General features: G+C 46.4%; 29 protein-coding genes. 1 reads left to right on the plus strand and 28 read right to left on the minus strand.

Annotation, left to right across the window (positions count from 1 at the left end; genetic code table 11):
- Window positions 1-33: 33 nt before the first annotated feature.
- The 3 genes from dapB to GCU39_RS13120 all read right to left on the minus strand — a co-directional run bounded on the left by dapB (window position 34) and on the right by GCU39_RS13120 (window position 1,781).
- Window positions 34-837, minus strand: a complete 804-nt coding sequence (gene dapB / locus GCU39_RS13110; RefSeq protein WP_152393928.1) for a 4-hydroxy-tetrahydrodipicolinate reductase — start codon at window positions 835-837, stop codon at window positions 34-36.
- Entirely contained in the window at window positions 821-1,369 is a 549-nt protein-coding gene (locus GCU39_RS13115; RefSeq protein WP_152393929.1) for a tetratricopeptide repeat protein, read from the minus strand. Before GCU39_RS13115 ends, dapB begins: the two co-directional genes overlap by 17 nt.
- Before the next feature lie 70 nt (window positions 1,370-1,439).
- Window positions 1,440-1,781 (minus strand): nucleotide pyrophosphohydrolase, encoded by a 342-nt coding sequence (locus tag GCU39_RS13120; protein WP_152393930.1) that lies wholly within the window; start codon window positions 1,779-1,781, stop codon window positions 1,440-1,442.
- A gap of 177 nt (window positions 1,782-1,958) precedes the next feature.
- Here GCU39_RS13120 and GCU39_RS13125 point away from each other — a divergent pair, with 177 nt between their 5' ends.
- Window positions 1,959-2,828, plus strand: coding sequence for a YitT family protein (locus tag GCU39_RS13125; RefSeq protein ID WP_152393931.1), 870 nt, complete (start codon window positions 1,959-1,961; stop codon window positions 2,826-2,828).
- A gap of 85 nt (window positions 2,829-2,913) precedes the next feature.
- On the opposite strand, the gene GCU39_RS13130 is transcribed toward GCU39_RS13125, so the two are convergent.
- The 25 genes from GCU39_RS13130 to ndk all read right to left on the minus strand — a co-directional run bounded on the left by GCU39_RS13130 (window position 2,914) and on the right by ndk (window position 25,038).
- The gene (locus GCU39_RS13130) at window positions 2,914-3,792 is read right to left on the minus strand and encodes a sporulation protein YpjB (RefSeq protein WP_193726914.1); all 879 of its coding nucleotides are present in this window, start codon (window positions 3,790-3,792) and stop codon (window positions 2,914-2,916) included.
- A gap of 85 nt (window positions 3,793-3,877) precedes the next feature.
- Window positions 3,878-4,531, minus strand: coding sequence for a DUF1405 domain-containing protein (locus GCU39_RS13135; protein WP_227793567.1), 654 nt, complete (start codon window positions 4,529-4,531; stop codon window positions 3,878-3,880).
- Window positions 4,532-4,600: 69 nt separating this feature from the next.
- Window positions 4,601-5,482, minus strand: a complete 882-nt coding sequence (locus tag GCU39_RS13140) for a menaquinol-cytochrome c reductase cytochrome b/c subunit (RefSeq protein WP_152393934.1) — start codon at window positions 5,480-5,482, stop codon at window positions 4,601-4,603.
- Between the two features lie 17 nt (window positions 5,483-5,499).
- The gene (qcrB, locus tag GCU39_RS13145) at window positions 5,500-6,171 is read right to left on the minus strand and encodes a menaquinol-cytochrome c reductase cytochrome b subunit (protein WP_152393935.1); all 672 of its coding nucleotides are present in this window, start codon (window positions 6,169-6,171) and stop codon (window positions 5,500-5,502) included.
- Window positions 6,172-6,187: 16 nt separating this feature from the next.
- Complete coding sequence (locus GCU39_RS13150; RefSeq protein ID WP_152393936.1) at window positions 6,188-6,721, minus strand: Rieske (2Fe-2S) protein; 534 nt, start codon at window positions 6,719-6,721, stop codon at window positions 6,188-6,190.
- A gap of 179 nt (window positions 6,722-6,900) precedes the next feature.
- Complete coding sequence (locus GCU39_RS13155) at window positions 6,901-7,326, minus strand: DUF2487 family protein (protein ID WP_152393937.1); 426 nt, start codon at window positions 7,324-7,326, stop codon at window positions 6,901-6,903.
- Between the two features lie 127 nt (window positions 7,327-7,453).
- A complete protein-coding gene (locus GCU39_RS13160; RefSeq protein WP_152393938.1) occupies window positions 7,454-7,633 on the minus strand; it encodes an IDEAL domain-containing protein in 180 nt (59 codons plus the stop codon).
- Window positions 7,634-7,902: 269 nt separating this feature from the next.
- Window positions 7,903-9,027: a hypothetical protein gene (locus GCU39_RS13165; RefSeq protein WP_152393939.1), complete on the minus strand. Its 1,125-nt coding sequence runs from the start codon at window positions 9,025-9,027 to the stop codon at window positions 7,903-7,905.
- A 433-nt stretch (window positions 9,028-9,460) separates the two neighbouring features.
- The gene (locus tag GCU39_RS13170; RefSeq protein WP_152393940.1) at window positions 9,461-10,048 is read right to left on the minus strand and encodes a histidine phosphatase family protein; all 588 of its coding nucleotides are present in this window, start codon (window positions 10,046-10,048) and stop codon (window positions 9,461-9,463) included.
- 113 nt (window positions 10,049-10,161) lie between these two features.
- Window positions 10,162-10,752 (minus strand): anti-sigma factor family protein, encoded by a 591-nt coding sequence (locus GCU39_RS13175; RefSeq protein ID WP_152393941.1) that lies wholly within the window; start codon window positions 10,750-10,752, stop codon window positions 10,162-10,164.
- Complete coding sequence (locus GCU39_RS13180) at window positions 10,749-11,342, minus strand: RNA polymerase sigma factor (protein WP_152393942.1); 594 nt, start codon at window positions 11,340-11,342, stop codon at window positions 10,749-10,751. The genes GCU39_RS13175 and GCU39_RS13180 overlap by 4 nt, the downstream gene beginning before the upstream one ends.
- A 607-nt stretch (window positions 11,343-11,949) precedes the next feature.
- Entirely contained in the window at window positions 11,950-13,050 is a 1,101-nt protein-coding gene (locus tag GCU39_RS13185; RefSeq protein WP_152393943.1) for a prephenate dehydrogenase, read from the minus strand.
- A gap of 51 nt (window positions 13,051-13,101) precedes the next feature.
- Window positions 13,102-14,199 carry a histidinol-phosphate transaminase gene (gene hisC / locus GCU39_RS13190; RefSeq protein ID WP_152393944.1) on the minus strand — a complete coding sequence of 366 codons (1,098 nt, stop codon included), beginning with the start codon at window positions 14,197-14,199 and terminating at the stop codon, window positions 13,102-13,104.
- A 20-nt stretch (window positions 14,200-14,219) separates the two neighbouring features.
- A complete protein-coding gene (gene trpA / locus GCU39_RS13195) occupies window positions 14,220-15,032 on the minus strand; it encodes a tryptophan synthase subunit alpha (RefSeq protein WP_152393945.1) in 813 nt (270 codons plus the stop codon).
- On the minus strand, window positions 15,013-16,224 hold the full coding sequence (trpB, locus tag GCU39_RS13200; RefSeq protein ID WP_152393946.1) for a tryptophan synthase subunit beta: 1,212 nt from the start codon (window positions 16,222-16,224) through the stop codon (window positions 15,013-15,015). The genes trpA and trpB overlap by 20 nt, the downstream gene beginning before the upstream one ends.
- On the minus strand, window positions 16,221-16,907 hold the full coding sequence (locus GCU39_RS13205; RefSeq protein ID WP_227793568.1) for a phosphoribosylanthranilate isomerase: 687 nt from the start codon (window positions 16,905-16,907) through the stop codon (window positions 16,221-16,223). The genes trpB and GCU39_RS13205 overlap by 4 nt, the downstream gene beginning before the upstream one ends.
- Window positions 16,904-17,713, minus strand: a complete 810-nt coding sequence (gene trpC, locus GCU39_RS13210) for an indole-3-glycerol phosphate synthase TrpC (RefSeq protein WP_152393947.1) — start codon at window positions 17,711-17,713, stop codon at window positions 16,904-16,906. The genes GCU39_RS13205 and trpC overlap by 4 nt, the downstream gene beginning before the upstream one ends.
- Window positions 17,703-18,746 carry an anthranilate phosphoribosyltransferase gene (gene trpD / locus GCU39_RS13215; protein ID WP_152393948.1) on the minus strand — a complete coding sequence of 348 codons (1,044 nt, stop codon included), beginning with the start codon at window positions 18,744-18,746 and terminating at the stop codon, window positions 17,703-17,705. Before trpD ends, trpC begins: the two co-directional genes overlap by 11 nt.
- A gap of 34 nt (window positions 18,747-18,780) precedes the next feature.
- On the minus strand, window positions 18,781-20,331 hold the full coding sequence (trpE, locus tag GCU39_RS13220) for an anthranilate synthase component I (protein WP_152393949.1): 1,551 nt from the start codon (window positions 20,329-20,331) through the stop codon (window positions 18,781-18,783).
- Window positions 20,332-20,723: 392 nt separating this feature from the next.
- On the minus strand, window positions 20,724-21,095 hold the full coding sequence (aroH, locus tag GCU39_RS13225; RefSeq protein ID WP_152393950.1) for a chorismate mutase: 372 nt from the start codon (window positions 21,093-21,095) through the stop codon (window positions 20,724-20,726).
- Entirely contained in the window at window positions 21,096-22,190 is a 1,095-nt protein-coding gene (aroB, locus tag GCU39_RS13230) for a 3-dehydroquinate synthase (RefSeq protein WP_152393951.1), read from the minus strand.
- A gap of 1 nt (window position 22,191) precedes the next feature.
- Complete coding sequence (gene aroC / locus GCU39_RS13235) at window positions 22,192-23,361, minus strand: chorismate synthase (protein ID WP_152393952.1); 1,170 nt, start codon at window positions 23,359-23,361, stop codon at window positions 22,192-22,194.
- Window positions 23,362-23,544: 183 nt separating this feature from the next.
- The gene (locus tag GCU39_RS31510) at window positions 23,545-23,709 is read right to left on the minus strand and encodes a hypothetical protein (RefSeq protein WP_018755320.1); all 165 of its coding nucleotides are present in this window, start codon (window positions 23,707-23,709) and stop codon (window positions 23,545-23,547) included.
- Between the two features lie 74 nt (window positions 23,710-23,783).
- Complete coding sequence (locus GCU39_RS13240; RefSeq protein WP_152393953.1) at window positions 23,784-24,575, minus strand: CheR family methyltransferase; 792 nt, start codon at window positions 24,573-24,575, stop codon at window positions 23,784-23,786.
- Between the two features lie 19 nt (window positions 24,576-24,594).
- On the minus strand, window positions 24,595-25,038 hold the full coding sequence (gene ndk / locus GCU39_RS13245) for a nucleoside-diphosphate kinase (protein ID WP_152393954.1): 444 nt from the start codon (window positions 25,036-25,038) through the stop codon (window positions 24,595-24,597).
- Window positions 25,039-25,053: the final 15 nt, after the last annotated feature.

A 25,053-nucleotide genomic window follows, 5' to 3' on the forward strand; every position in this document is an offset into this window, starting at 1 on the left:
CACTCTCTTATCTATTTCCAGCCTCTTGCTGGATCAGTCAATAAAATGTTCAAAACCGTAAATGAGCCCCGTATATTCCATCACTTTATGCACGGCCAAATTGACACCTGGCATATAACCCGCTCGTTCATAAGAGTCATGACGAATTTTGAGCGTCTGGCCAAAGCCGCCAAAAATGACTTCTTGCTGCGCGAACACACCCGGCAGGCGTACGCTATGTATACGGAAACCATTGTAGTAACCGCCACGCGCCCCTTCGATCGTCTCATGTTCATTCGGATTACCCTGACGCAATTCCTCACGCACCTCAGCAATCATCTCTGCTGTCTTAACCGCTGTACCCGATGGTGCATCCAGCTTCTGATCTCCATGATACTCGATAATCTCAAGGTGTGGAAAATATTTTGATGCTTGTGCCGCAAATTTCATCATGAGTATCGCACCAATCGAGAAGTTCGGCGCAATAAGCCCACCGATCCCCTGCTGCTTACAGTGCTCGTCCAACTCTGCAATTTGTTCTGGCGTAAATCCAGTCGTCCCGATAATCGGACGAACCTTATACTGAATCGCCAAGCGAGTATTGGCAAGCACGGTATGTGGGGTGGTGAAATCCACCATAACATCCGGTTTGGATTCGATGAGTGCACGCTCAAGATCACCTGTTACTTCCACACCGCACGCCGGCAAGCCAACCATCGAACCTGCATCCTGCCCTACCTTGCTCGGTGAAACGGCGGCAACGAGCTGCAGTTTCTCATCTTCTAATACCATTTTAACGACTTCTCTACCCATGCGGCCGCCTGCTCCAACGACTGCTACACTAATCGTCTGTGACATTGTAACTCTCCTTCGACATATTGTTCAGATCCATGTGTAAATGATCTTTATACTGTGACAATAAATTGGTAATTGCCGTGTTATAGGGGTCTAATTGCTGCGCTTCCTTGATCACTTGGATGGCTTGGTGATAATCCTTCAATTCTGCATAAGCCATGGCAAGCATCGTATACGACTCAATCGCAAGCGGATCCAGTTGGATCGCATCCCGCAGCAGCAGAATGGCATAGTGCGTCTCCCGAATGGACTGGGTTAGCAGCTTCTCCGCTTCCATGGTGCGCAGCTTCGCCGTCACAAAATTCAAGTGCGTGCGATACCCTTCATTGTTCGGGTCATATCGCAGCGCTAGTCTCGCCTGTTCGAGCGCATTCGGTAGTCGATTGCTGCGCGTATAGGTCATGGAGAGCTTATAATGATGATTCGGATTATCTGGTTCGAGTACAATAGCCATCTCGAACCAATAGATCGCTTGCTCAAAGTCCCCCTGTAGAATCGATTGATAGGCTTTATGAATACACTCTTCCGCTGTCATACGCACACCTCCCTAACGATACACTTGGTTAAGCATATGATACGATGACAATTTCGGTGTATCCTTACAATCAATCTTTTGGTGTGTCCTCAATCCGAGTCCATCGATTGGCATCTCGTGTATTAAATTTATGCATGACCTTGTTATGCGCTTCTGTCAGATCAATGCCAAGCGAATTGGCAAAGCACACCGTAATGAATAAAATGTCGCCTAGCTCCAGCTCAATGGAGTTATCTGCTTCGGATGCTTTTTTCTTCTTCTCGCCATATTCATGGTTCACTTCACGCGCCAATTCCCCAACTTCTTCGGACATCCGTGCGAGGAGTGCGAGCGGGCTGAAGTACCCTTCCTTAAACTGCGAGATATACTGATCGACTTCACGCTGAATGTTAGCGAGTGATTTCTCTTCCATCCCGTTTTTCTACTCCTATCGCCTTTTTATCATATCTGAAAACTGCATTCTGTCCATTTTATGAACATGTACTATTATCCATATGTTACTTCAAAGAACCTTTGAAAACAAATCATTTTTTAAACAACCTAAAGAAGGTATACTAAGGATATTATGAACAATATAGTGAGGGATCCCATGAAACTACATAACTTAGGCAGCACAATCAAGACCGTTATTCCAATCTTATGCGGTACAGCAATTTATGCTTTTGGACTTCTGTATTTCGTCATTCCAAATCAGCTGATGGAAGGCGGTCTTACAGGGATTGCGCTTATCCTGAACTACGCCTTTCATATTAAGCCTTCAATATCTACGTTGCTTCTTAATATCCCTCTGTTCTTCGTCGGATTAAAAATATTAGGCAAACGTTCCATGGCCTATACGATTCTAGGTGTACTCTCATTATCTTTTTTCCTTTGGTTAATTGAGATGCTCATGGGAAATGGTATCATCGATCCGCTCAAAGCAGATCATGATATCATCCTTGCCGCCTTATATGCGGGTGTAACGCTAGGCGCTGGTCTCGGCATCGTATTTCGCTTTGGAGGCACCACGGGCGGTGTAGACATTATCGCGCGCATTCTGAATCGTAATTTCGGCTGGAGTATGGGGCAGATCATTCTGCTGCTCGACGTTGTTATCATCGGATCTGCGCTACTGTTCATCCCGAAAGAAAAAATATTGTATACCTTCGTGACCGTCTTTATCGCCTCGAAGCTCATTGACTTCATTCAAGAGGGTGCTTATGCGGCCAAAGCATTCACCATCATAAGCGACGAAGCTCCTGCGATTGCTGACATTATAACGAAGGAAATGGAACGTGGAGTAACATTAATCCCAGCCATCGGTGCCTATTCCAAACAAGCGAAGCATATGGCCTACTGTGTTATTGCCCGCTCTGAAATGCGTACGCTGCAAGGCATCATCCGGTCCGTTGATCCACGTGCCTTCATTATTATTAATGATGTGCATGATGTGCATGGAGAAGGATTCAAAGAGGGATAACATTGCCTTCGGATTCAATAGCATACAATAAGCCTCAGGGCCGTGATTTACACGGTATCCCTGAGGCTTTTTTTACATTCTATATTTATTTATTACGATCATCTGGTTGGTTACGCAACCGCCGCTGGCGGGCAACCTTCTGCTCGTATTGATACTTGCGATACCCCACATACGTTAGGACAGTTACGACAACCGCTCCAATCCCTACAATCCAAATCCACGGATCTTGACCTGTGCCGATCGGCGGCACGAAAGTCGGCTTATCTGTGCGCTTCATGAATAGTTCCTGGATGATTGGGTTCCCCATGGCAACAGCTTCGGCAACATGTTTGCCTTGGAATGGCTGCGATTGGGAAGCCGTCTGTAAGAAGGACATATACGAGTCGAACTTCTCGACTGAATCCGCCGGATGAACGATAATAACGGCTGGACGAATCCGTTCATAATGCTGCTGCAGTTCTCTGAAAGCTGAAGCAAACTCCTCCTTGCTCGATGCCTTCGCTGCGCTCTCCAACTTATTCATGTCCTCGATAAAGGCCTTGTAATATTGGGTCCACAATCCTTCCTTGGCGTTCACTAACGCATCGACAGCAAGTCTCATCTTCGCTGTTACAACTAACCAACGATCCGGGTCGATACTCACTGCATGGACCGTTCGTTTGGCCTCTATAATACTGTTCGTCAGCGCACGAATGCCCTCGACGGACGTCAATCGCCCTAAAGGGATCTGCTTCAGCATTTGTTCAATCTGTGCAACATCCTCACGAACCTGCTTCGTCTCACCCGATATGGCCCCCTGGTAGATACGTTCACCTTTCGCCGCGAATTGCTCTAATAGCTGCCGCTCATCTGGTCTTTTTGATTCGATTTGCTCCAAGACAGGTCGCATTTCTGTATTCGAATCCGATTTGGCAGCATCGCTTGGCTGACAGCCCACTAACAAACCGCATAAAATAATAATCATAAAAAATCGTGAAAACACGGACATCCCCCCCATACTTACCCTATGTGGGGTTGTCCGTGCTTAGAACCTTACTCTGAGATGTTCGCTACTTGCGATTCGTACGAGACATGCCTCGTCCAGGTCGGGCAGCGATATATGCCAACAACCCCATGACAAAGCTAACGATCGTAAGGGAGAACGTAAAATTACGAACGACGGTGATATGAGGGTCAAGCCGATACGATAAATAAGGGTAAATGCCATAGGAGTAATCCATCGTGTCATTCAAGAGTGTCCATAAGCCTGCTATCACCAGTGACGTTAAGCCGAATGTAAAGAAAGGCACATAAAGCAATGCTTCAACCGCCATCGTTAAATGGGAAGACATTAACATCCAATGCTGCCATTCTAACGGATCACCGAGCGCTGTCCCAGCGAGGATCATCGCTATGGCCCAAATGCCGTACTTCACGGAAGTTACAACAGCCAACGCTTCAATCACTTTGCGAACCCCTCTCCATAGCTTAGAGGTTGGCGGGAAGAGCAGGAATCCTATGGCGATCGTAAAAAACAATGAGGCGGTAGGGCTGTCCGGGACGAATACGATCTGCCAGATCGGCTTATGATTTATTGTCTCAATCAATTGATTCCTGTACCAGTAGTAGCCGTAAACCGTACCGATCCCATTCGAGATAAATAAGGCCCATAAGATCAGTCGATTCAATAAGAGCTGTTTACAGTACCATAAGAAAGATCTCACGCTTGCTTCTCCCTCCATATAAAGAAAACCTGACCGCCTATACGATCAGGTTCTGTCTAACTTATAAGTTTACTGCGCTTTCTTCTGCTTCGCAAGCCATTCTGCGATACCCGTGATCTGATCATCCGTTAGGCCGTTCCCTTTTGCCGTGTCGTACATCGCAGGCATGTTACCCTTACCATTCTTAATGACACCAAGAATATCATCTTTGGAGAGGGTATCACCGATCCCACGCAACGAAGGACCATTCTGTCCCTTCAGATCTGTCCCGTGACATGCAAGGCACGTTGCGACCTTCATCGATTCCAATGCAGGATCTTCCGGCGCAACGAGAGCAACTTCAGCAGTTCCTTTCGCCGCATTGCTCTTCGGAGGCAGCCCTTCGAGAGCTCGCTCTCTTGCCTCTTCTTCACGAACATGATGTTCAGGGGTTGTTCCTGTAATCTTCAATTCTTCTTCATAGCCCATCCACGAAGTAACCGTTAAATAAATTACTCCTATAAGCGATAGGAACATTAGCGAAGAAGCAATTGGTCTTCTATAGAAGCGTCTTTCTTTACCACGATCCAGGAACGGTGCAAGCAGAAGGCCACCGAATAGGACGCCAGGAATACCAACAACACCAAGAACGACATAGTCTCCGGATGCGTATGGCATCTTCAATAGCTGATACAAGAACAAGAAGTACCAGTCCGGTACTGGAATAAACGATGCATTTGTCGGGTCCGCTGGATAACCAAGCGGTGCCGGTTCCGAAATCGTGAGGACGAGGAAACCGACTAACATGACGCAACCTACCATCCATTCTTTCAATAGAAAGTTCGGAATGAAGGCTTCGGATTTACCCGGATAGGATGTATAGTCTGGTGGAGTTGCAATCTCGCTTCTTTTACGAATACGTGAATCTCCAACATAGACAACTTTTTCTTTCGAGTTATGACCATGTGCCACGCGTGCTTCCTCCTCTCTTATAGTGGTCCCGAGATTCCTTGTTTACGAATCATAAAGAAGTGTCCGCCTAAGAGTGCAAGAAGTCCAGCCGGTAGGAAGAATACGTGCAAAGCGAAGAATCTCGACAACGTCTGTGCTCCGACGATTGTTCCCCCTTGCAGTAATTCTTTCACGTACGGACCAATGACCGGTACGGAATCCGCAATCTGCATACCTACTTTTGTAGCAAAGTATGCTTTGTTGTCCCATGGTAGCAAATAACCAGTGAAACCAAGTCCGAGCATTACGAAAAGGATCAATACACCAACGACCCAGTTCATTTCGCGAGGTGCTTTGTAAGATCCTGTAAAGAATACGCGGAGCGTATGTAAGAACATCATGACGATAACGAGACTCGCACCCCAGTGGTGCATCCCGCGAACGATCTGACCAAATGCAACTTTGGTCTGTAAGAACTCAACGCTCGCATAAGCATTGATAATGTCCGGAACATAGTACATCGTTAAGAACATACCGGACAAGATTTGAATTACTGTGATAAAGAACGTCAATCCGCCAAAGCAGTATACAAATGCGGAGAAGTGATGCGCGGGGTTAACGTGTTCAGGAACCTCGTGATCCGCAACGTCTCTCCACATCGGCGTAATATCAAGACGTTCATCTATCCAGTTGTAGATACCTTTAGCCATCTGATTTTACGCCTCCTTATTTTACTCTTGTGTTATCGATCAAATCGCCCAAGTAAATGAAACCGTTCTCGATTTTCATCTGATACTCTTTCAATGGACGAGGTGCGACAGCCAAGTTCTTGCCGTCTTTGGTGTAGTGAGCCCCATGACAAGGACAGTGGTACTCGTTCGGGAAGTTCTTGTCATTGTTCCAACCAATTGTACAACCTAGATGCTGACAAATCGGGGACAATGCAAAAATCTTACCGTCTTCACCTTTCGATATGTAAGCAGATAATTTGGCATTGCTCTCGTACCATCCATCCACTTGGTGCTTCTCGAAAGAAAATTCTTGCGGTTCATTCGTAATTTTGCTTTCTTCGACAACCTTAATGAACGAGCCTTTTTCTTTCTTTTCCAACAACGGATTTACGGCAAAACGAATCATCGGAAGTGCTACACCGCCAGCCATAAATGCTGTTGTACCCCCAAGCGTGTACGCAAGAAATTGACGACGTGTCATTTCCTTCCGTGCGTTTCCCTTCTTCTCATGTTCATTATGGTTACTCATTCTGTGTTCAACCCCCTTTGCCAACCATAGTTTCTTACGTTTCAATGAATAAAATCACACACTAACTAGGACATAATTATAATATCTTAGGACCTGTATAGCGTCAAGAATTTACCAATACATTTCTAGGAAGTTCCCGGAAGGCCGCAGGTAAATGTTGAGAATTTGTCACAATTAGTCTAGACATTTTTGTGCCAAAGTTGCTGAATTTTACGGGTCATAATACGTCCGATATTCTCTTCCTCAGATGGGGCAACAGTGGCTGGAGACAGCACCAGATCAGCATTCTTGACCATTTCATCTGTAAGAGATAGTTGCGCTGAGATCAGAATTACGTATGTAAAACCGCCTTCTTTGAGATGTTGACAAAATGCATTGACTCTTGCGCAATCTTCCTCTTCAGCATAATGGAAAGCGGGATATGTTACCATCCGGCCTTTAAAAGGAACCTCCACTTCATCCATCCAATCCCTCAAATGTTCTAATGCTGAAGTCGCTTCATACGGCGATTCCTTGCCGGTTAGTCCTGTGATGGGGAGGAGGCAGGTGTCAAGATAAGGCTGCAATTCTTCCCATTGATCGCTTGCAATTTCACTAAATTTCATGGTATCACTCCTCTCCCATCCATTATAAACATAATTTTCCCAGGGACAAGATAGACCATACAGAACTTCATGAAATATTTAGCATGGAAAGTGATGACAAAAACAAAGAGTCGCTGCGCGCGACTCTTCAATTCATGGATTTCAGCTCATCCGTCAGTAGTCGGAAGGAGATCCGATCCCCTGTTGCCAAAGCTTTGTCAATCTCCTGATATATCTGTTCAGTTCGATATTTGCGCAGCGCTTCGTCCAGCACCATTTCCGCTGTCAGACTTAACATTGCTTCGTAAGTAACTTTCATTTTATCCATAGGATACACCTCCACACTAACGTCCAAGAGATCCTATATTCCTTTCCTCTCACCGCATCTTTCCATAGTTCGACGCTTATGCCCATTCATCATCTGCGATTTCGGACGACCTTGGCGGGTGAACCTAGAGAAAGAGTATAGGCAGATCATTCGTATTCCGGGTGGAACGACCAACTGCCCTTACTTAAGCATATTCAGCGTTACCACGACCGCTTAGTGCTATCGCCCCCATCGCACCCGAATGTACTCTCGCCTAGCGAGACTTCATCTTATGAATGGGATGGCAGCACGATTTTATCATCATGGGGAACGTAAACCCCTTGCACAACAGCTTTTCCCATTGTAGTCATCTGAACCATTTGCCCATGATGCTCATCTTCACCAAACCGAAGTAACCCTAGGTGCATCATCATCCGTAGAATTCGCTGCTCCATGATCGACTCCGCTTCATCATAATAAAACGGCTTAATGAAGGGGCCGATGACTTGCTGTAAGGATTGTACGGTCACCCATTCTCGTGAACAGCTCTCAATCCAATGAACAAGCGATAGCAAGTTGGGAATCGCATTTTTATACAGGCGTAACCAGAAGCGATACATATTGGTGAGCAATTCCTTCTTCCCTTGCACAAACATATCTTGCCCGGCGGAAGTCAGAATCAAGCGCTCTTCCCGTTCTTCCAGCAATCCTTGATAAATCGCATAATCATACAGAAATGATAATCGATTCGGATACTCTTTGAACCTTCGTCCATAACCGAACCGCCATCCCCCTTTACCAACGAGTGATTCTGTAACCGACAGACTCTCTAGCAATTGCTGCTGACTTCTCCGATACATGACCCCTTCGCCGTTCAGCGGGATGGTGTGATGATGCACGAATTTAAGAAGTAAATGTAAATCCTCTATAATCAGCATCTGCTCATCTCGATAGACAGGTGGTTCGGAGGTATAATGCAGCTCGGCTTGAAATTTTCTCTCCAATACCGAGCGAAAGCGGTCTTTAAGATCCAGAGGAACTTGGAACAAATAACGCGTCTGCTGAGAGAACCCGTTAAATAGCCAGCCTAAATACTTAAATTTCACGATGGTATCCCGCGGATTCGACGAGAGTACCGCTTCAGATAGACCGAATTTCGTCTGCTGAACATAGGCGACCAGTTCTTCTAGACTTAGTGTCTCGCGATGATCGAACAGTATAGCGTTCAGAAATCGCAAATCTTCTATATTTAGCCGTGCAATATGTTCTTCAAAGATGTCCTTACGGCTGACGGTGGAAAGAATGGACTGAATCAGCTCATTCTTCGAGTTCTCATTACACTCGCATTGGTAGTGTTGTGCAATTCTCGTGAGTTGATGAATATCAGCATAACTAAGCATGTCTGCAAAATTCATTCGAGTTCCTCCGGTCGGTCGCTAACTACGGTATCATGTTCCGTGTGAAACAGGCTCTTTTAGTATCGAGTTCAAAAAAGTCGGCATTTCAGCACCTTAAAGTTTTCGGAGAAAACTTACTTCGTAAGCATAAACGAAGGTTGCGAGAACCTGAAGGGCCAATGCTTCCGTAGCGAGTTTTTCTTCGAAAAACTTTCAGGAGGAACGGAGTTTAGGCAAAACCTAAATGAGTACCTGAAATGTTTCCAAAGGAAACATACTCCGTAAGCATATGCTCTTCAAAGGTGAGCGCAAGATTCGATGTCGATTATGCTTCTTGAATGACTTCGTGATCAAATGAAGACTTTTTGAACATCCTCTTTTACATACCATTATGGGATTTTTATCAATTTTTATTCCCCAGAACGCAAAAAAAACGTCCAGCTCTTATGAGCTAGACGTTACTCTCTTCTAAATGACGTGTGCAGTTATATAGGATTGGACTCCAGTGAAGATCTTTCTTCTCCAGTACGGTAAAGGAAAGATTCTTAATATTCTCTTGGTACCGTTCTTGAAATAGCGCCAGATATAACTGTGCTAGGAAACTGCCATGACTCACCATCAGAATGTTCGCATTCGAATGCTGCTCACTCATATCCTGGAGGAATTGCATCGCTCGTGCCCGCACTTCTTCATTGGTCTCTTGGCCCAAATCACGTTCACGCCATTGATCTCCCCAACGGGTCATACGTTCCTCTTGCGTCGTTCCTTCGACTTGACCATAGGAACGCTCAATGATGCGCTCATCTGGCGGAAGTAATGGAACATGTAATGCGTTAGCGATAATGGATGCCGTCTCTTCTGCGCGCTGCAACCCGCTAGAGATGACATAGTCCCATGTGAACATATCCCTTGCGAGCCGATCCGCCAATAACTTCGCTTGATTTCTTCCGTTCTCATTCAGCGGAATATCGGTCCGGCCTTGTATTTTGCCAATCAAATTCCAGTCGGTCTGACCGTGTCGTATTAAGCCTATTAGCAAGATCTTCGTCTCCCTTATCCAGGTTAATCAAGAATCAACGCATCATCAATCCTTGAATCTATATCTATTCATCGCATGCAAACGTTCATTATTTGCTTATGTCTATGAATTCGCTATCGTCTGACCCTTGCCAACCAGTTCAAGAGCAACAAGGAGAATGTAATTCCTAACAATGACAGCGCGATCCAATAATGAGGATATGTAGGCACAACTTCGAGTATCGGTGGATCGCCAGCGTAAGCTACTGCAATTTGACTCAAATTCAAATCGATAGAAATATTCGCATCTCCGCCAACGAGCGCATTGATCTGATTCAGTTGATCTGTATCTGAGGGCCCGCCAGCAATCATTAAATATAGAAAGCTACATAGAAATATAGCCATAAATCCAGCAATACATGCCGTCGCATTCCGTCTAATTTTCATGGAGAAGGAATAGCTTCGACTCGTGACGGGCATCAGCCATGCTGATTCCGTATAAATACGCGCCATGACGTTCCTGCTTAGATCCATATCCGCCCCATACATCGCATCAACCGGCGCTGTAAATTCTTGAATAAGCGTCTGACTTTCTTCCCATATTCTGAATTGCTGAGTACAATCCACACAATGTTCAAGATGTCGGTCTACATGGAGACGAACAGCATCATCCTCAGGCAAATCCCAATACTCCCCTAACAATTCTTGGACTTCTTCGCACTTCATCTGGATTTCATCCCTTCATATTCCTCGTAAATCGGTTCAGCAAAATAGGGTTCCAATTGATTTTTCACGCTTGCTCGTGCACGAAATAACAAGGATTTAACGGAACTCACCGTTTGCCCGAGAATATTAGCGATCTCTTGATAATCCATCTGATCGTATTCTCGTAATATAAGGGCTGATCTCTGCTTTTCTGGAAGATTGTTAATTGCCTCGCGAACTAAGCTGACCTTCTCACTGCGCAGCACCTCTTGCTCTGGAACAATATCACTGGATGCAACAGGTACATACCCGCTCTCATCGAGAGATACATTCGCAGCCTTCTGCTTGCGCAATTCACTCAGCACGGTATTCCGAGCAATTGTATACAACCATGTCGAAAAAGAAGCATCCACCTCACGAAACGAATGAAGGCTGCGAAAAGCCTTGTAGAACGTCTCGGAACATAAATCCTCTGCTAACAATTCCAGTTGCGCGCTTTTGAGCATATGAAAAATAAATGCCACAATCTTGCGTTGGTAACGCCTCATCAGCTCCGCATAGAGCTCGACGTTCCCCTCTTTAATTTCACGAATTATCTGGGAATCGGTCATGAAATACGACCCTCCTTGCCTTTCCAAGAACATCCCAGCTCGTTACATAGTTATACCGAACTGAGTATAAAAAGTTGCGGTGCCAACACCACTTTATTTCGAAACATGCACTTTTATTTACGTTTTTGATAATTTAATCCAGATATTAGGGTAAGATACCTAAATTTTATTGTACCATATCCTATCCCTCTCAAAGATAAAGATTTTTTAAGAATTGCTCTGCATTCGATGAAAAAAAAGTAACTATTCACACAAATATTACCTATCGATCTCATACGCTCGAATGTTATTCGCAGGACGATTGTATGATTCATAGAAATGACGATTCAAGATATGTAAAAAGTTGCGTGTAACCCTTCTAACCGATGCCTACAAGTAAGTCCTCAGATTATCGTAAATCCATCTCAAAGTAAAGGGAGTAAAAACAACCATTTCCATCTCGGCCAATATCTCTTTACATAAAAAAAAGACCGCCTAACATGTAGGCGGTTGCACAAAGTGCAATTATTTGGATAGGAGTGGAGAGAAACCATACTGTACTTTTATTATATGTATACGTTTTCATTTTGTCAACACTATTTTTGCCAAAAAAATACTTCTCAAAAATTTAAACGTATACCGTAAAGCCTAAGGTAGGCAATACTTGCTGTGCACGGTCCCAATCCTTCTCATTTCGGAACGATAATCGAAGCACGCCAGGTACATCCTCACGGCTCTCAATGATCTGCAAATTGCTTAGGTTCAAATGCTGGTTCCCGAGCTCCGTTGCAATTCGTCCGATGACGCCCGGCTCATCCGGTACGTCGACGTAGACGTCATACAGCGAGGTGATCATGCCTTTCCGCCGTTCAGGCAGCTGACTGCGGAATGCTCCCGCTTGCGTGAATTCCTGAATGATCCCTTCCCCATCTTCACGGTTCAGAATATCAATAAAGGCGTCTACTTGATTGTTCCAATCCTTCAATAATCCTAGCAATACGTTCTTATTGTTGAGCAGAATATCACGCCAGATATACGGATCGCTGTTCGCAATCCGAGTGATATCGCGAAACCCACCAGCCGCCAAGCTCTGGTAGAGCGGATTCGTATCATTGTACTGCCTAATCTGATTCACGAGCGCTACTGCAATGAGATGCGGCAAATGACTAATGGCGCCAACGATATCATCATGAAGCTTCGGATCCACGCGAACGATCTGTGCTCTCGTATATTTCAGAAGCTCTTCCAATCGATGGTAAGCTTCTTCCGAAGCATCTTCTTCTGGCGTCAGGACATAATACGCATTCTCGAACAATAATGTGGAAGCTGCTTCGACACCGGAACGCTCTGATCCCGCCATCGGATGACCTCCGATGAAGGCAACCCCTTTCTTGCTCCAATCCGTCTTCTGCGCGCATGCAGCAATAGAAGCCTTCGTACTGCCAACATCTGTAATGATGCAGCCTGGCTTGAGCGGCAGCTCGCTTAACCGCTGCAGATATTCCTCAAGATTCCCCACTGGGACACAGATGAAAATAAAATCAGCATCCAGCGCCGCCTCTTCAAACGACGTTGTCGCCATATCTACGACATGGCGGTCCAAATATTTCTGAGCTGATTTAGGATTATTGGAATGACCCATCACGGTGATCCCCGGCTTGCCTTTGAAACACAAAGCCAGAGATCCACCGATCAGTCCTACACCGTAAATTGCAATTTTGATCGACATGTCAGTTCACTTCTTTTATGAAATATAGTCATGCTATCGATTGCAGGAATATTATACTTCTACGGCTACTTCCTGCAATACTTGTTCTAATGCTTGAATAAACTTGCGATTCTGTTCTTCGCTGCCAACCGTCACGCGGATATAAGTTGGATATGCCTTATGACCAGCACGTACGATGATCCCTTTACGCATGAGCTCATTGAATACCGTCATCGCAGGACGTTGAACGTCGAACATCACGAAGTTGCCGTGCGCTGGGAATGAAGATAATCCAAGACGGCTGAATTCGGCTTGCAAATATGCGATACCCGCTGCATTCGAGTCACGACACTGACGGATGAAATCTTGGTCGCCTAGTGCAGCTAACGCAGCAGCTTGCGCAAAACGGGATGTATTAAACGGCTCACGCACCTGATTAATGAGCTTCACAACCTCAGGATGACCGATGCCATAACCAATCCGTAAAGACGCTAGACCATAGATTTTGGAGAATGTACGCAGTGTAATGAGATTCTCATATTGCGGTAATAGCTCAAGACCATCGGGATACGATGGATCTGTCACATATTCGCAGTATGCTTCATCCAACACAACAAGTACATGCTTCGGCACTTGATCCAAGAAGGAGACTAGTTCTTCCTTCGAGACAATCGTACCCGTTGGGTTATTGGGGTTGCAGACCCAGACTACTTTCGTCTTATCGGTAATCCGTGCGAGCATCCCGGGCAGATCATGCTTCCCGTCAACAAGAGGCACCTGGATGCATACGGCACCCTCAATATCCGTATTATGCTTATATTGCGGGAACGTCTGGTCCGCCATAATCGTCTCGTCGCCCGGAACGATGAATGCTCGAGCAATCATAAGAATGATCTCATCCGATCCTGCCCCGTATACCAATTGGTTCGGATTTACATTGAAATGTGCTGCAATCGCTGCGGACAGCTCAACCGCAAATCCATCTGGATAGATGCTGACTTGCGAGAGCTCATTCGCAATAGCTTGCTTCGCCTTCTCAGAGCAGCCGAACGGGTTCTCGTTCGACGCCAGCTTAATGACTTCCGTCAAGCCTAGCTCCCGCTTCACATCTTCAATGGGTTTACCCGGTTGATATACTGGTAAATTCACTATATTTGATTTAGGCTGCATCGTAATCATCCTTTCAAAATTTATGCCTTTAATTGTCGCACAAATTCTTGAATATGCAACAGCGCTGCATTCCTTGTCGTCGGTGAGCCAAGGTTTGGCAGCTCATCTTCAATTTTTCGTACAATCGCACTTCCTACTACAACACCATCACACATATGTGAGAACATACGGAACTGCTCATTGGTAGATATCCCGAACCCTACGGCTACGGGTAAATCCGAAGCTTTCTTCACCGATTGAATGAAGGCTTCGATTCCTTCATGGAAGGACGAACGCTCACCGGTAACACCTAACGAAGATACACAATAGATGAAGCCTCCAGCATTGCGAACGATCCGCTCGATCCGATCTTGCGAAGTCGGCGCGACGAGCGGGATTAAATGAATCTTCGTCTTCATGGCTAATTCGCGCACATGATGATCCTCTTCCACAGGCAGATCCGGAATGATGATGCCGCTGATATCGTTCTCGCCCAAGAGGTCGAAGAATCGCTCCAGTCCCAATTGAAGAACCGGATTATAGTAAGTAAATAGAATAAAAGGTAATGTGACGCCCTGTTCTCTAGCTTCCCTCGCAACATGAATACAATCCAAAATCGTTATTCGATGCTGCAATGCACGGGAAGAGGCACGTTGGATGACCGGACCGTCCGCAAGCGGATCCGAGTATGGAACGCCAAGCTCCACCATATCCGCGCCTGCTGCTTCCAACTGCTTAATGATCTCGATTGAAGTCTGGATATCGGGGTCCCCGATAGTTAAGAAAGGAATAAGTGCTGTTTCGCTTGCCGCACGCAGCTTCTCAAACGATTGATCAATGCGATTCGTTAGCATCTGTGCCACCTCCCAAGTATTTCATGATGGATTCAACATCCTTATCCCCGCGTCCAGATAACGACACGACGATGATTTGATCCGGACTCATGGTCGGTGCAACCTTCACAACCTGGGCAATCGCATGCGCAGATTCCAGCGCCGGAATAATACCTTCTGTACGACAGAGCAATTGTAGTGCTTCTAATGCCTCATCATCTCGGATAGGAACATACTCAGCTCGGCCAGAATCCTTCAGATAAGCATGTTCTGGTCCAACGCCAGGGTAATCCAAGCCTGCTGAAATGGAGTGCGCTTCGATGACTTGTCCATATTCATCTTGCAGAAGATAACTCATCGAGCCTTGAAAGACACCTTTGGAGCCTTTCGTCATCGTTGCCGCATGGAATTCTGTATTTACCCCTCGGCCTGCCGCTTCAACACCGATTAATCGAACAGATTCATCTTGAACGAACGGATAGAAGATCCCCATCGCATTGCTGCCGCCGCCAACAGCTGCGACAACTGCATCTGGCAGTCGGCCTTCCGCCTCCAAGATTTGAGCTCTCGCTTCATCCCCGATGATTCGTTGAAAATCACGCACCATCATCGGATAAGGATGCGGACCAACAACAGAACCCAAAATGTAGAATGTATCCTGCACGTTGCTTACCCAGTATCTTAACGCTTCATTTCCCGCATCCTTGAGCGTTTTTGAACCCGATGTTACAGGAATCACTTCGGATCCGAGCAATTTCATGCGGAACACATTCAGTTGCTGACGTTTGGTGTCCTCTTCGCCCATGAACACTTTACACTCAAGTCCCAGTAATGCCGCTACGGTCGCCGTTGCTACACCATGCTGTCCTGCACCTGTCTCGGCTATCACCTTTGTCTTGCCCATCCGCTTCGCGAGTAGAGCTTGCGCAATCGTATTGTTGATTTTATGCGCTCCGGTATGGTTCAAGTCTTCACGCTTCAGATAGACTTTGGCTCCGCCTAAATGCGAAGATAGTCGCTCTGCATAATAAAGCGGTGTCTGTCTTCCGGAATACTGCTTGAGCAAATAGTTCAACTCTTCGATAAACGTTGGGTCTTGCGTATATTGATGATAAGCTGACTCCAATTCTAATAATGCGTTCATCAATGTCTCAGGAACGAATCTTCCTCCGAATTCACCGAAACGTCCATGCTGATCTGGTACCTGTTTCATTGTAACTTCACCCTTTCTACAAATGCTGTCACTTTCGCGATGTCTTTTACGCCGCCTGTCTCAACGCCACTGGATACATCTACCCCATCCGGTGCCCGTTCTACGATCAATCGCCGAACATTATCTGGATCTAACCCGCCAGCAACGATTAGCTTGATACCAGCCTCTCTCGCCCATGATTGGTATGGAACGATTAAATCCCAATCAAAGGTCTTGCCGGACCCGCCAATATATACAGGATCATAGCTATCCAAGAGAAAAGCATCGACAACCCCACGATAGGCGTCCCATGCTTCAGGTCCCTTATCATTCTCCTGATCCAACTTCATCGAATGTGCTTTGTAAATTTGAACGTGGCAGTTGTCTTTCAGTGCCTTGCAGAATTCAGGACTTTCTTGTCCGTGCAACTGCACGACATCCAGCGGGACTGTGCGTAATAATTCGACGACTTCATGCAAATCAGGGTTCACGAATACGCCAACCGTCAAAGGTATAGTCCTATTCTGCTCACGAAGATAGGCAATCATCTGGGCTGCCTGCTCCAGGCTAACCCGTCGTTTACTTTTCGCGAATACAAATCCGATTTGATCGATAGGTAAGTGTATCATCGATTTTAGCACTTCAACGCTTTGAAGTCCACAAATTTTCACCGTCGGCACGTTCGTCATTTGTTCCACAGTCATGAGCGTAACCCCTTTAAAGGCGCCTCGCCCATCAGACCATTGATCGCTTGTTCAACCGATTCCTGACGCATGAAATGCTCACCAATCAATACAGCTTGCGCGCCGATAGACTGCAAATATGAAATATCAGCTGTGCTTGAAATCCCGCTTTCACTCACATTGGTAACCCCCTTCGGCATCAAGCTGATGAGCTCTTCCGTCGTCCGGATATTCGTCTCGAATGTATGCAGATTGCGGTTATTCACCCCGATTAATGTCGCTGTCCCGATATCGAGCACAGTCTCGAGTTCGGCACGGTCATGCACCTCGACCAACACATCAAGTCCAATCGACTTCGCCGTACGATGATAGGCTGCGAGCTGCTCCTTCGTAAGAATCGCGGCAATTAACAGCACAGCGTCTGCGCCTATTAATCGCGCCTCATATATTTGACGTTCATCAATAATAAAATCTTTGCGAAGGATCGGTACATTCACGGCTTCGCGCACAGCTGTCAAATAACTGTTGCTTCCTTGAAAATAGTCCGTATCGGTCAATACCGAGATACAATCTGTTCCCGCTGCTTCATAATCTTTTGCTAATGCAACCGGATGAAAATCAGGACGAATCAGCCCTTTGGACGGCGAAGCTTTCTTCACCTCTGCAATCAGTCCCATCGCGCGGTGACGTCCCGTCGATAGTGCCTTCTCAAATCCTAAGCATGCTGGCATTTGTGAAATTTGCTGCTCTGCAATGGACAATTGGAATGTGTCGGCCAGTTGCGCCACTTCCAGCTTTTTGGTTGCTACAATCCGATCAAGAAACATAAGCCATTTCCCCTGTCGTCTTAATAAGTTGTTCTAATTTCGCGAGCGCTCTGCCCGAATCAATTAGCTCCCCAGCCAATTTCACGCCTTCTTGAATCGTTGAGGACTGACCAGAGACATAGATGCAAGCCCCGGCATTCGCAAGGACGATGTCTCGATAAGCCCCCCGTTCGCCCTGAAGGATATTCCGTATAATCATCGCATTCGTCTCCGCATCGCCGCCCAAGACATCCCCCAAGGAATGCGTGCGCAATCCCAGCTGCTCCGGATCGATATCGAATGTTCGAAGATCGCCTTGTCGAAGCTCTGTAACACGAGTTGGAGCCGATATGCTAATCTCATCTAGTCCATCATGGCTCGATACGACCATCGCCCGCTTCAGCCCTAGCTGTTGAAGAACTCCGCCGATCGTCTCCGTCTTGGAACGATCATAGATACCGAGCAATTGGCGGTCAGCGCCCGCCGGATTCGTGAGTGGTCCAAGCATGTTGAAGATCGTTCTTACGCCTAACTCACGACGCGGTCCAGCAGCATGCTTCATCGAAGGATGATAGACCTGCGCGAACATAAAACAAATATTGATGTCATTCAGACATTGTGCTGCAGCATTACTCGTCAAGTGAATATTGACGCCGAGGGCCTCGAGCACGTCCGCACTCCCTACTCGACCAGATGCCGTACGATTGCCGTGCTTGGCAACTCGAACACCGTTCGCCGAAGCGATAATCGCCGATACGGTCGAAATGTTAAATTTATGAATGCCAGACCCACCAGTACCGCAAGTATCGAGCAGTTGGTGCTGTTCTGTCAACACACGGTTCGATTTAGACCGCATAACTTCCGCAAAGCCTGTAATTTCATCGACTGTCTCACCTTTGATCCGCATCGCGGTGAGGATGCTGCCGATTTGGGCTGAAGTCGCATGCCCTTCCATGATCTCATGCATGATCTCCTGCGCTTCTTCACGGGTTAAATCATGGCCACCTATCAATTTGTCAATCGCATCAATAATCACTTGATCTTCTCTACTCATCTCTGCTCCTCCTCAATCTATTCTCAGCTACGAGCTAGGCTCTTACAAAATAATCTAAATTCGTATATTGCACTTCCGCTTTCTGTTGGTTCGGGAAAATGGCTTCCGCCATCCGAATCGCTTTCAAACAGCCCATCGCCTTGTTAACCGTCTCTTGGTACTCGTTCTCGGGAATGGAATCCCAGACAATGCCTGCACCGGCTTGCACATACGCGCGACCGTTCTTAAAGATCATCGTTCGAATCGTAATACATGTATCCATATTGCCGTTAAAACCGAGATAACCGATCGCTCCACCATACGCGCCGCGCGACTCCCGTTCCATCTCGGCAATAATCTCCATCGCTCGAATCTTCGGCGCCCCGGATAAGGTTCCCGCAGGCATGCAAGAGAGTAATGCATCGAAGAAGTCTTTATCCCGTCTGAGCTGTCCCGATACATTCGAAACAATGTGCATCACATGGGAATAACGTTCAATTTCCATATAGGAGTCGCACCGTACTGTGCCATATTCCGATACACGCCCGATATCATTGCGTCCTAAGTCAACCAACATCAAATGCTCCGCGCGTTCCTTCTCGTCAGCGAGCAATTCACGCTCTAGCGCTTCATCCTCTTCCGGTGTCGTTCCACGTGGCCTTGTACCCGCAATCGGCTTCGTCTCAATCCGTCCATCACTGACCTTCACGAGCGCTTCCGGGGAAGCTCCGACGATGACCTCGTCATCCATTTTCAAATAGTACATATATGGCGACGGGTTCATCGTTCGAAGTACACGATAGACTTGGAGAGGTGATACCTCAGTCTCGAGATGGAAGCGCTGGGACAGGACGACTTGAAAGATGTCCCCGGCTCGGATCAATTCCTTCGCTTGATTCACGTTCGCAATATATTGCTCTTTCGAAATGTTCGAAGCGACATCGCCAAGGTCGACTTGTTCCGGTATCGGATGACTGCTCATCATCCCATGAGGAATCGGTTGTCTTAAGCGATCCATCATCGACTCGATTTTACGAACAGCCTGCTCGTAGAGCGTCTCGATATCCCGATCTAAGGCATAATCCGGAATATGAATATTCGCCATAACTTGAATTTGCTGTTTCATATGGTCGAACGCAATCACTTGGTCGCAGAACATGAATTGGATATCATTCATGTTCATATCATCGACAGCGTGCGCTGGTAAGTTCTCGTAGTACTGCAGCAGATCATAGCCGAAGAACCCGATCGCCCCACCTGTAAATGGAGGCATGTGCTCGAGTGCTGGGGAACGGAAGGAACGCAAGTACGCTTTTAACGTCTCGATCGGCTTCTCTTCCACCCGCTCGACATGACCTTTTTTCTCAATTTCAATCACACCGTTTTTACCACGAATCATTAGGAACGGGTCTGTACCAATAAACGAGTATCTTGCCCACTTCACACCGCCCTCGACACTCTCCAGCAAGAACGCTCTTGGTTCTTGATAGAAGTGTTGGAAGATCCGAATAGGTGTCTCGGTATCCGCCATGATCGTACGAACCACAGGGATGAGGTTATACTTCTCTGCATATTGCATCACTTGTTCTAAACTCGTATTGGTCATTTCGATTCACTCCTCGCATTCGTGGTATTTGTCGCAGGATCTATACAAAAAAAACCTCTACCAAAGGTAGAGGTCCGTTAGATATCGATAATGATTGCCCAGGAGTATGCGGAATAACAAGCTAAGCCCATGCCCAAATACGGCAAGAACGATAGGAATAGCCTATTCCATTGTACTCATCTCAAAAAAAACTACACTCGACTGGACACTGCTCATCTCAACTCATCTATACTAGCTCTGCTCTGGCTCTGCTCACAAACACTTACATATTATCAACACTATAACGTATCTGAGGAGTATCGTCAATCCATGATCCTATTTTTATCCTGTCGTCATGCGGTTCAGAGGATTATAAAAAAAGCCCGATCCTTACGGATCAGGCTCCTGCCATCCTAATTCTGTTCTACAAGATCCGGACGAAGACGCTTCGCTTCATTCAGATAGACATGACGAACCTCATCTTGACGTTTCGTCGTATTCACTTGAACCATCAGACGGATACAACGTTCTAATCCACCCTTAACAGGAATTTCAATCGAGCACATAAGTGGCACAAGCTCCCACCCTCCCATCTGACGAATCGCTCTCGCCGGGAATGTCGCATCCAAATCCGTCGTCATCGTCACGAATACAGAACATATATCTTCTGGAATAATATCGTTCACTCGTACAATTTCATTCAGCAGCACGATCGTCTCGGACAGAATTTCTTGATCATCATTCGCCGTTACGGTCGTCGCTCCACGTATGCCGCGTACCATCACCTAGATTTCCTCCTTCAATTCCATTACCACTTGACGAACTAGTTCTGCGGAGATATTCTTCATGATCTCCACTTGTCCAATGGCCGTCGGGACAACGAAGACCATCGAGCCTTCTTTGAACTTCTTATCATGCATCATGGCGTCCATGATCTGATCGACATTCAGATGCTGAGGGATCGAAGTCGGCAAACCAAACTTCGTGATGATCCGCTTCGTCTCTGCATGGATCGATGCGTCAAACCCAAGATGCTTCGCAACTAATGCAGAGCCTACCATGCCAATTGCAATGGCTTCCCCATGCAGCAGTTCATTGTAACCGGACACCGCTTCAAGTGCATGACCAATCGTATGGCCTAAATTCAGAATCGCCCTCAGATCATTCTCGCGTTCATCCTCTGCGACGACACTCGCTTTGACGCTGCATCCTTTGTACAATCCATAGCTAAGGGACTCCGGTTCTAATGCCAGCAAATGCTGCACATGCTCATCGATCCAAGCTACAAATTCAGCATCCCAGATCAGACCATGCTTGATCATCTCCGCCAACCCTGAAGCTACTTCACGAGATGGGAGCGTACGGAGGGTATCCAAATCATACAACACAAGTTCCGGTTGATGAAACGCGCCAATAATATTTTTCGCAAGGACATGATTCACGCCGACTTTGCCGCCAACACTGCTATCATGGGCAAGAATTGTCGTTGGTACTTGGACGAACTTGATGCCGCGCATGTAAGATGCAGCTACGAACCCTGCGAGATCGCCAACAACGCCGCCACCCAAGGCAACCACGGTCGATGACCGATCAAGACCTGCCTCAAGCGCCACGGTAACAATCTCTTCCAGCTGCGACAGCGACTTCGACTTTTCTCCGGATGGAACAATAAAGCTAACCGTACGATATCCCCCTGATTGAAGCGCGGATTCGAGCACCGATAAATAGTGAGGTGCTACAGACGAATCAGTCACGATCAATAATGGACTTTTCGTTGTTATACCACGTTGTGTGAAGAACTGCGCCGCTTGGTGAAGCAACCCTGCACCAAAATAAATCGGATAAGATCTTTCCCCTAAATCAACTGTCAGTTCTCTCATATTAGTAACGCTCCAATTGGGCTAAGTAATTGTTCACGTTCGCACGGATTTCCTCGATGGAATCGCCGCCGAATTTCTCTAGGAACGCCTTCGCGACTTCCCATGCTACGACATGCTCCATCACGACACTCGCAGCAGGAACTGCGCAGCTATCTGAACGCTCCACTTGTGCCGTGAACGGTTCTTTCGTATCAATATCCACGCTCGCGAGCGGCTTGTATAAGGTTGGAATTGGCTTCATGACGCCGCGAACGACGATCGGCATGCCATTGGTCATCCCGCCTTCAAATCCGCCAAGACGGTTCGATGCGCGGTGATAGCCTTTTTCTTCGCTGTACAGAATTTCATCATGAACTTGTGATCCACGAATTTTACCCGCTTCAAATCCAATACCGATCTCACAGCCTTTGAACGCGTTGATCGACATCACTGCTTGTGCGATTCGTCCATCCAATTTGCGATCATATTGGACATGGCTTCCAAGGCCGATGGGCACACCTTCAATAATACATTCAACGATCCCGCCGATGGAATCGCCTTCCGCCTTAATCTGATCGATATAAGCTTCCATCTTCTTCTCTGTCTCTTGATCGACAACACGAACCGAAGACTCTTCTGTAAGACGAATCAGTTCATCCAATGGTAAATCATTCGCAGGTGCTTCAATTTCTCCAATACGAATTACTTGTCCGCCGACTTTAATGCCGAATTCTGCAAGGAGCTGACGTGCAATCGCACCGCAAGCTACACGCGCTGCAGTCTCACGCGCACTGGAACGTTCTAGTACATTACGTAGATCTGTTAGATTATATTTCAAGCCACCGTTCAAATCAGCATGACCCGGGCGAGGACGGTGTACACGGCGTTTCTCTTCGTCTGTACCCTCCATCGGCTCGATGTTCATGATCTTCGTCCAGTGCTTCCAGTCATTATTCTCAACAACAAGCGCAACAGGCGCTCCAGTCGTCTTCCCATGACGTACGCCACCTACGATGTTCGCTGTATCTTTCTCGATTTGCATCCGACGGCCGCGTCCATATCCCTTCTGACGACGATGTAATTGGAAATTCAGTTCTTCGAAATCTAAAGTCAAATTACTAGGCAGTCCTTCAATAATTGCCGTAAGCTGTGGTCCGTGGGTTTCACCAGCTGTCAAATAACGTAAACTCACGTTGCTTTCCCCCTTTAAACTGTAAAACTGCAATTGGCTAAAATCCGTTAATATCTTGACTCATTATAGTATAGGAGGATACGTTTGACAACCAAGCGATACAAAAACACCTTCACCACGCAAACTCGCGTCAGTGAAGGTGTTCATTCATCCGATTTCATTTTCCATGAGGGCCTTGCCTAGCTATCCGTTAGCTGAATGTTTCTTAAGTGCAATCGGAACATCCGCGAATTGCGGATCATTCATGATCCCTTTCATCTGTACAGATTCAACGCCTAATATTTGCGCACACTCTTGTATCGTAAGGAATCCACGACGATATGCAGCTATGACTTTCCGTTTGTCCATTCTGCGAACCCTCCAAATTTGGCACTTGTCCATAGTATTGGCAGGATTCCATCATGGTATACATCGGATCGGAATTATTTCTTCCGATAGAAGAAAGTCTCGGTCGACTCAAGGGAATATTGTCCTGGCGTAAAGATCTGTTCTGTACTGCCAACGAATAATACGCCGCCAGGCCGAAGCGCTCTTGCGAATTTGTGATATAACATCGTCTTCGCTTCTTCCGTAAAATAGATCATGACATTCCTGCAAATAATTAAATCATATTGTGAATCGAAGGAATCTTCGAGTAAATTCTGTTTCTTAAATTGAATGGATTGCGTAAGTTCAGGTTTGACATGATAATAATCGCCTTGCTTCGTAAAATAACGTGCGACATAGTCCGGTGGAACTTCCTTCAGTGATCGTTCCTGATATAACGCATCCTTCGCACGCTGCAATGCGCCGTCATCAATATCCGTGGCATGCACTTGACTAGATCGGAGCAAACCTGCTTCGGCCAAGATCATTGCTAACGAATAGGGTTCTTCCCCTGTGGAACAAGCTGCACTCCACACTTTTAACCGTGGGTTATTTTTATGTAAGGCAGGTAATATGATCGTTCGAAGAACATCCCATCGGTTAGGATTGCGCCAAAATTCCGATACATTGATCGTCATCCGATCAAGGAACTCATAAAATAACACTTTATCCTTCATCATCGCTTCGTAGAACGACACAAACGTATTATGCCCGTGTTTAAGGCGAAGCGTCGTTAAACGACGCTTCATCTGTGCTTCCTTATATTGTGCAAGATTAATACCGGATTTCTCCTTAATCTTGCGTATAAATGCAGTATAGTCTTCGTCTCTCTCTAATAGGTTCTCCATCCAAACATCACCTTCCGGACTAGATCCAAGGTTTAATTGCTCTCTCGTAGCTGACTAATTCATGAGGTTCAAAAAAGTTGTTAATCTCACGCGCCGCGCTCTCTGGCGAGTCGGAGCCGTGGATGATATTGAAAGGCGTATGGACAGCGAAATCTCCGCGAATCGTCCCTGGAAGCGCATCCAATGTATTCGTCTTGCCAATGACCGTGCGTGCGAGTGGAATGACTTGATCAGCTTCCCATACCATGGCGAAAACTGGACCAGAAGTAATAAAATCGACGAGTTCTCCAAAAAATGGTTTGGCCGCATGTTCTGCATAATGAAATTCGGCTTTCTCGCGCGGAATAACCATGAACTTAGCCGCAACAAGTTGAAATCCCTTTTTCTCAAAACGACTTACGATTTCCCCAATGAGACCGCGTTGTACACCATCTGGTTTAACCATTAAAAATGTTCTTTCCACAACTTTCACCTCTCA

The organism is Paenibacillus guangzhouensis, assembly GCF_009363075.1.
GTDB classification, from domain to species: domain Bacteria; phylum Bacillota; class Bacilli; order Paenibacillales; family Paenibacillaceae; genus Paenibacillus_K; species Paenibacillus_K guangzhouensis.

Bases quoted from the DNA above. Each gene is read 5' to 3' on its own strand.
- GCU39_RS31510 (WP_018755320.1), bottom strand. From the start codon at position 23,709: ATGGACAAACGGAAAGTCATAGCTGCATATCGTCGTGGATTCCTTACG.
- GCU39_RS13180 (WP_152393942.1), bottom strand. From the start codon at position 11,342: ATGACCGATTCCCAGATAATTCGTGAAATTAAAGAGGGGAACGTCGAG.
- GCU39_RS13165 (WP_152393939.1), bottom strand. From the start codon at position 9,027: ATGAATTTTGCAGACATGCTTAGTTATGCTGATATTCATCAACTCACG.
- GCU39_RS13150 (WP_152393936.1), bottom strand. From the start codon at position 6,721: ATGAGTAACCATAATGAACATGAGAAGAAGGGAAACGCACGGAAGGAA.
- hisC (WP_152393944.1), bottom strand. From the start codon at position 14,199: ATGCAGCCTAAATCAAATATAGTGAATTTACCAGTATATCAACCGGGT.
- GCU39_RS13120 (WP_152393930.1), bottom strand. From the start codon at position 1,781: ATGGAAGAGAAATCACTCGCTAACATTCAGCGTGAAGTCGATCAGTAT.
- trpD (WP_152393948.1), bottom strand. From the start codon at position 18,746: ATGAGTAGAGAAGATCAAGTGATTATTGATGCGATTGACAAATTGATA.
- GCU39_RS13125 (WP_152393931.1), top strand. From the start codon at position 1,959: ATGAAACTACATAACTTAGGCAGCACAATCAAGACCGTTATTCCAATC.
- GCU39_RS13115 (WP_152393929.1), bottom strand. From the start codon at position 1,369: ATGACAGCGGAAGAGTGTATTCATAAAGCCTATCAATCGATTCTACAG.
- qcrB (WP_152393935.1), bottom strand. From the start codon at position 6,171: ATGGCTAAAGGTATCTACAACTGGATAGATGAACGTCTTGATATTACG.
- aroB (WP_152393951.1), bottom strand. From the start codon at position 22,190: ATGAGAGAACTGACAGTTGATTTAGGGGAAAGATCTTATCCGATTTAT.
- dapB (WP_152393928.1), bottom strand. From the start codon at position 837: ATGTCACAGACGATTAGTGTAGCAGTCGTTGGAGCAGGCGGCCGCATG.
- GCU39_RS13130 (WP_193726914.1), bottom strand. From the start codon at position 3,792: ATGATTATTATTTTATGCGGTTTGTTAGTGGGCTGTCAGCCAAGCGAT.
- GCU39_RS13175 (WP_152393941.1), bottom strand. From the start codon at position 10,752: ATGAAGTGCGAAGAAGTCCAAGAATTGTTAGGGGAGTATTGGGATTTG.
- trpB (WP_152393946.1), bottom strand. From the start codon at position 16,224: ATGAAACAGGTACCAGATCAGCATGGACGTTTCGGTGAATTCGGAGGA.
- GCU39_RS13160 (WP_152393938.1), bottom strand. From the start codon at position 7,633: ATGGATAAAATGAAAGTTACTTACGAAGCAATGTTAAGTCTGACAGCG.
- GCU39_RS13155 (WP_152393937.1), bottom strand. From the start codon at position 7,326: ATGAAATTTAGTGAAATTGCAAGCGATCAATGGGAAGAATTGCAGCCT.
- trpE (WP_152393949.1), bottom strand. From the start codon at position 20,331: ATGACCAATACGAGTTTAGAACAAGTGATGCAATATGCAGAGAAGTAT.
- GCU39_RS13205 (WP_227793568.1), bottom strand. From the start codon at position 16,907: ATGACTGTGGAACAAATGACGAACGTGCCGACGGTGAAAATTTGTGGA.
- trpA (WP_152393945.1), bottom strand. From the start codon at position 15,032: ATGCTAACGAATCGCATTGATCAATCGTTTGAGAAGCTGCGTGCGGCA.
- GCU39_RS13240 (WP_152393953.1), bottom strand. From the start codon at position 24,575: ATGGAGAACCTATTAGAGAGAGACGAAGACTATACTGCATTTATACGC.
- trpC (WP_152393947.1), bottom strand. From the start codon at position 17,713: ATGTTTCTTGATCGGATTGTAGCAACCAAAAAGCTGGAAGTGGCGCAA.
- GCU39_RS13185 (WP_152393943.1), bottom strand. From the start codon at position 13,050: ATGTCGATCAAAATTGCAATTTACGGTGTAGGACTGATCGGTGGATCT.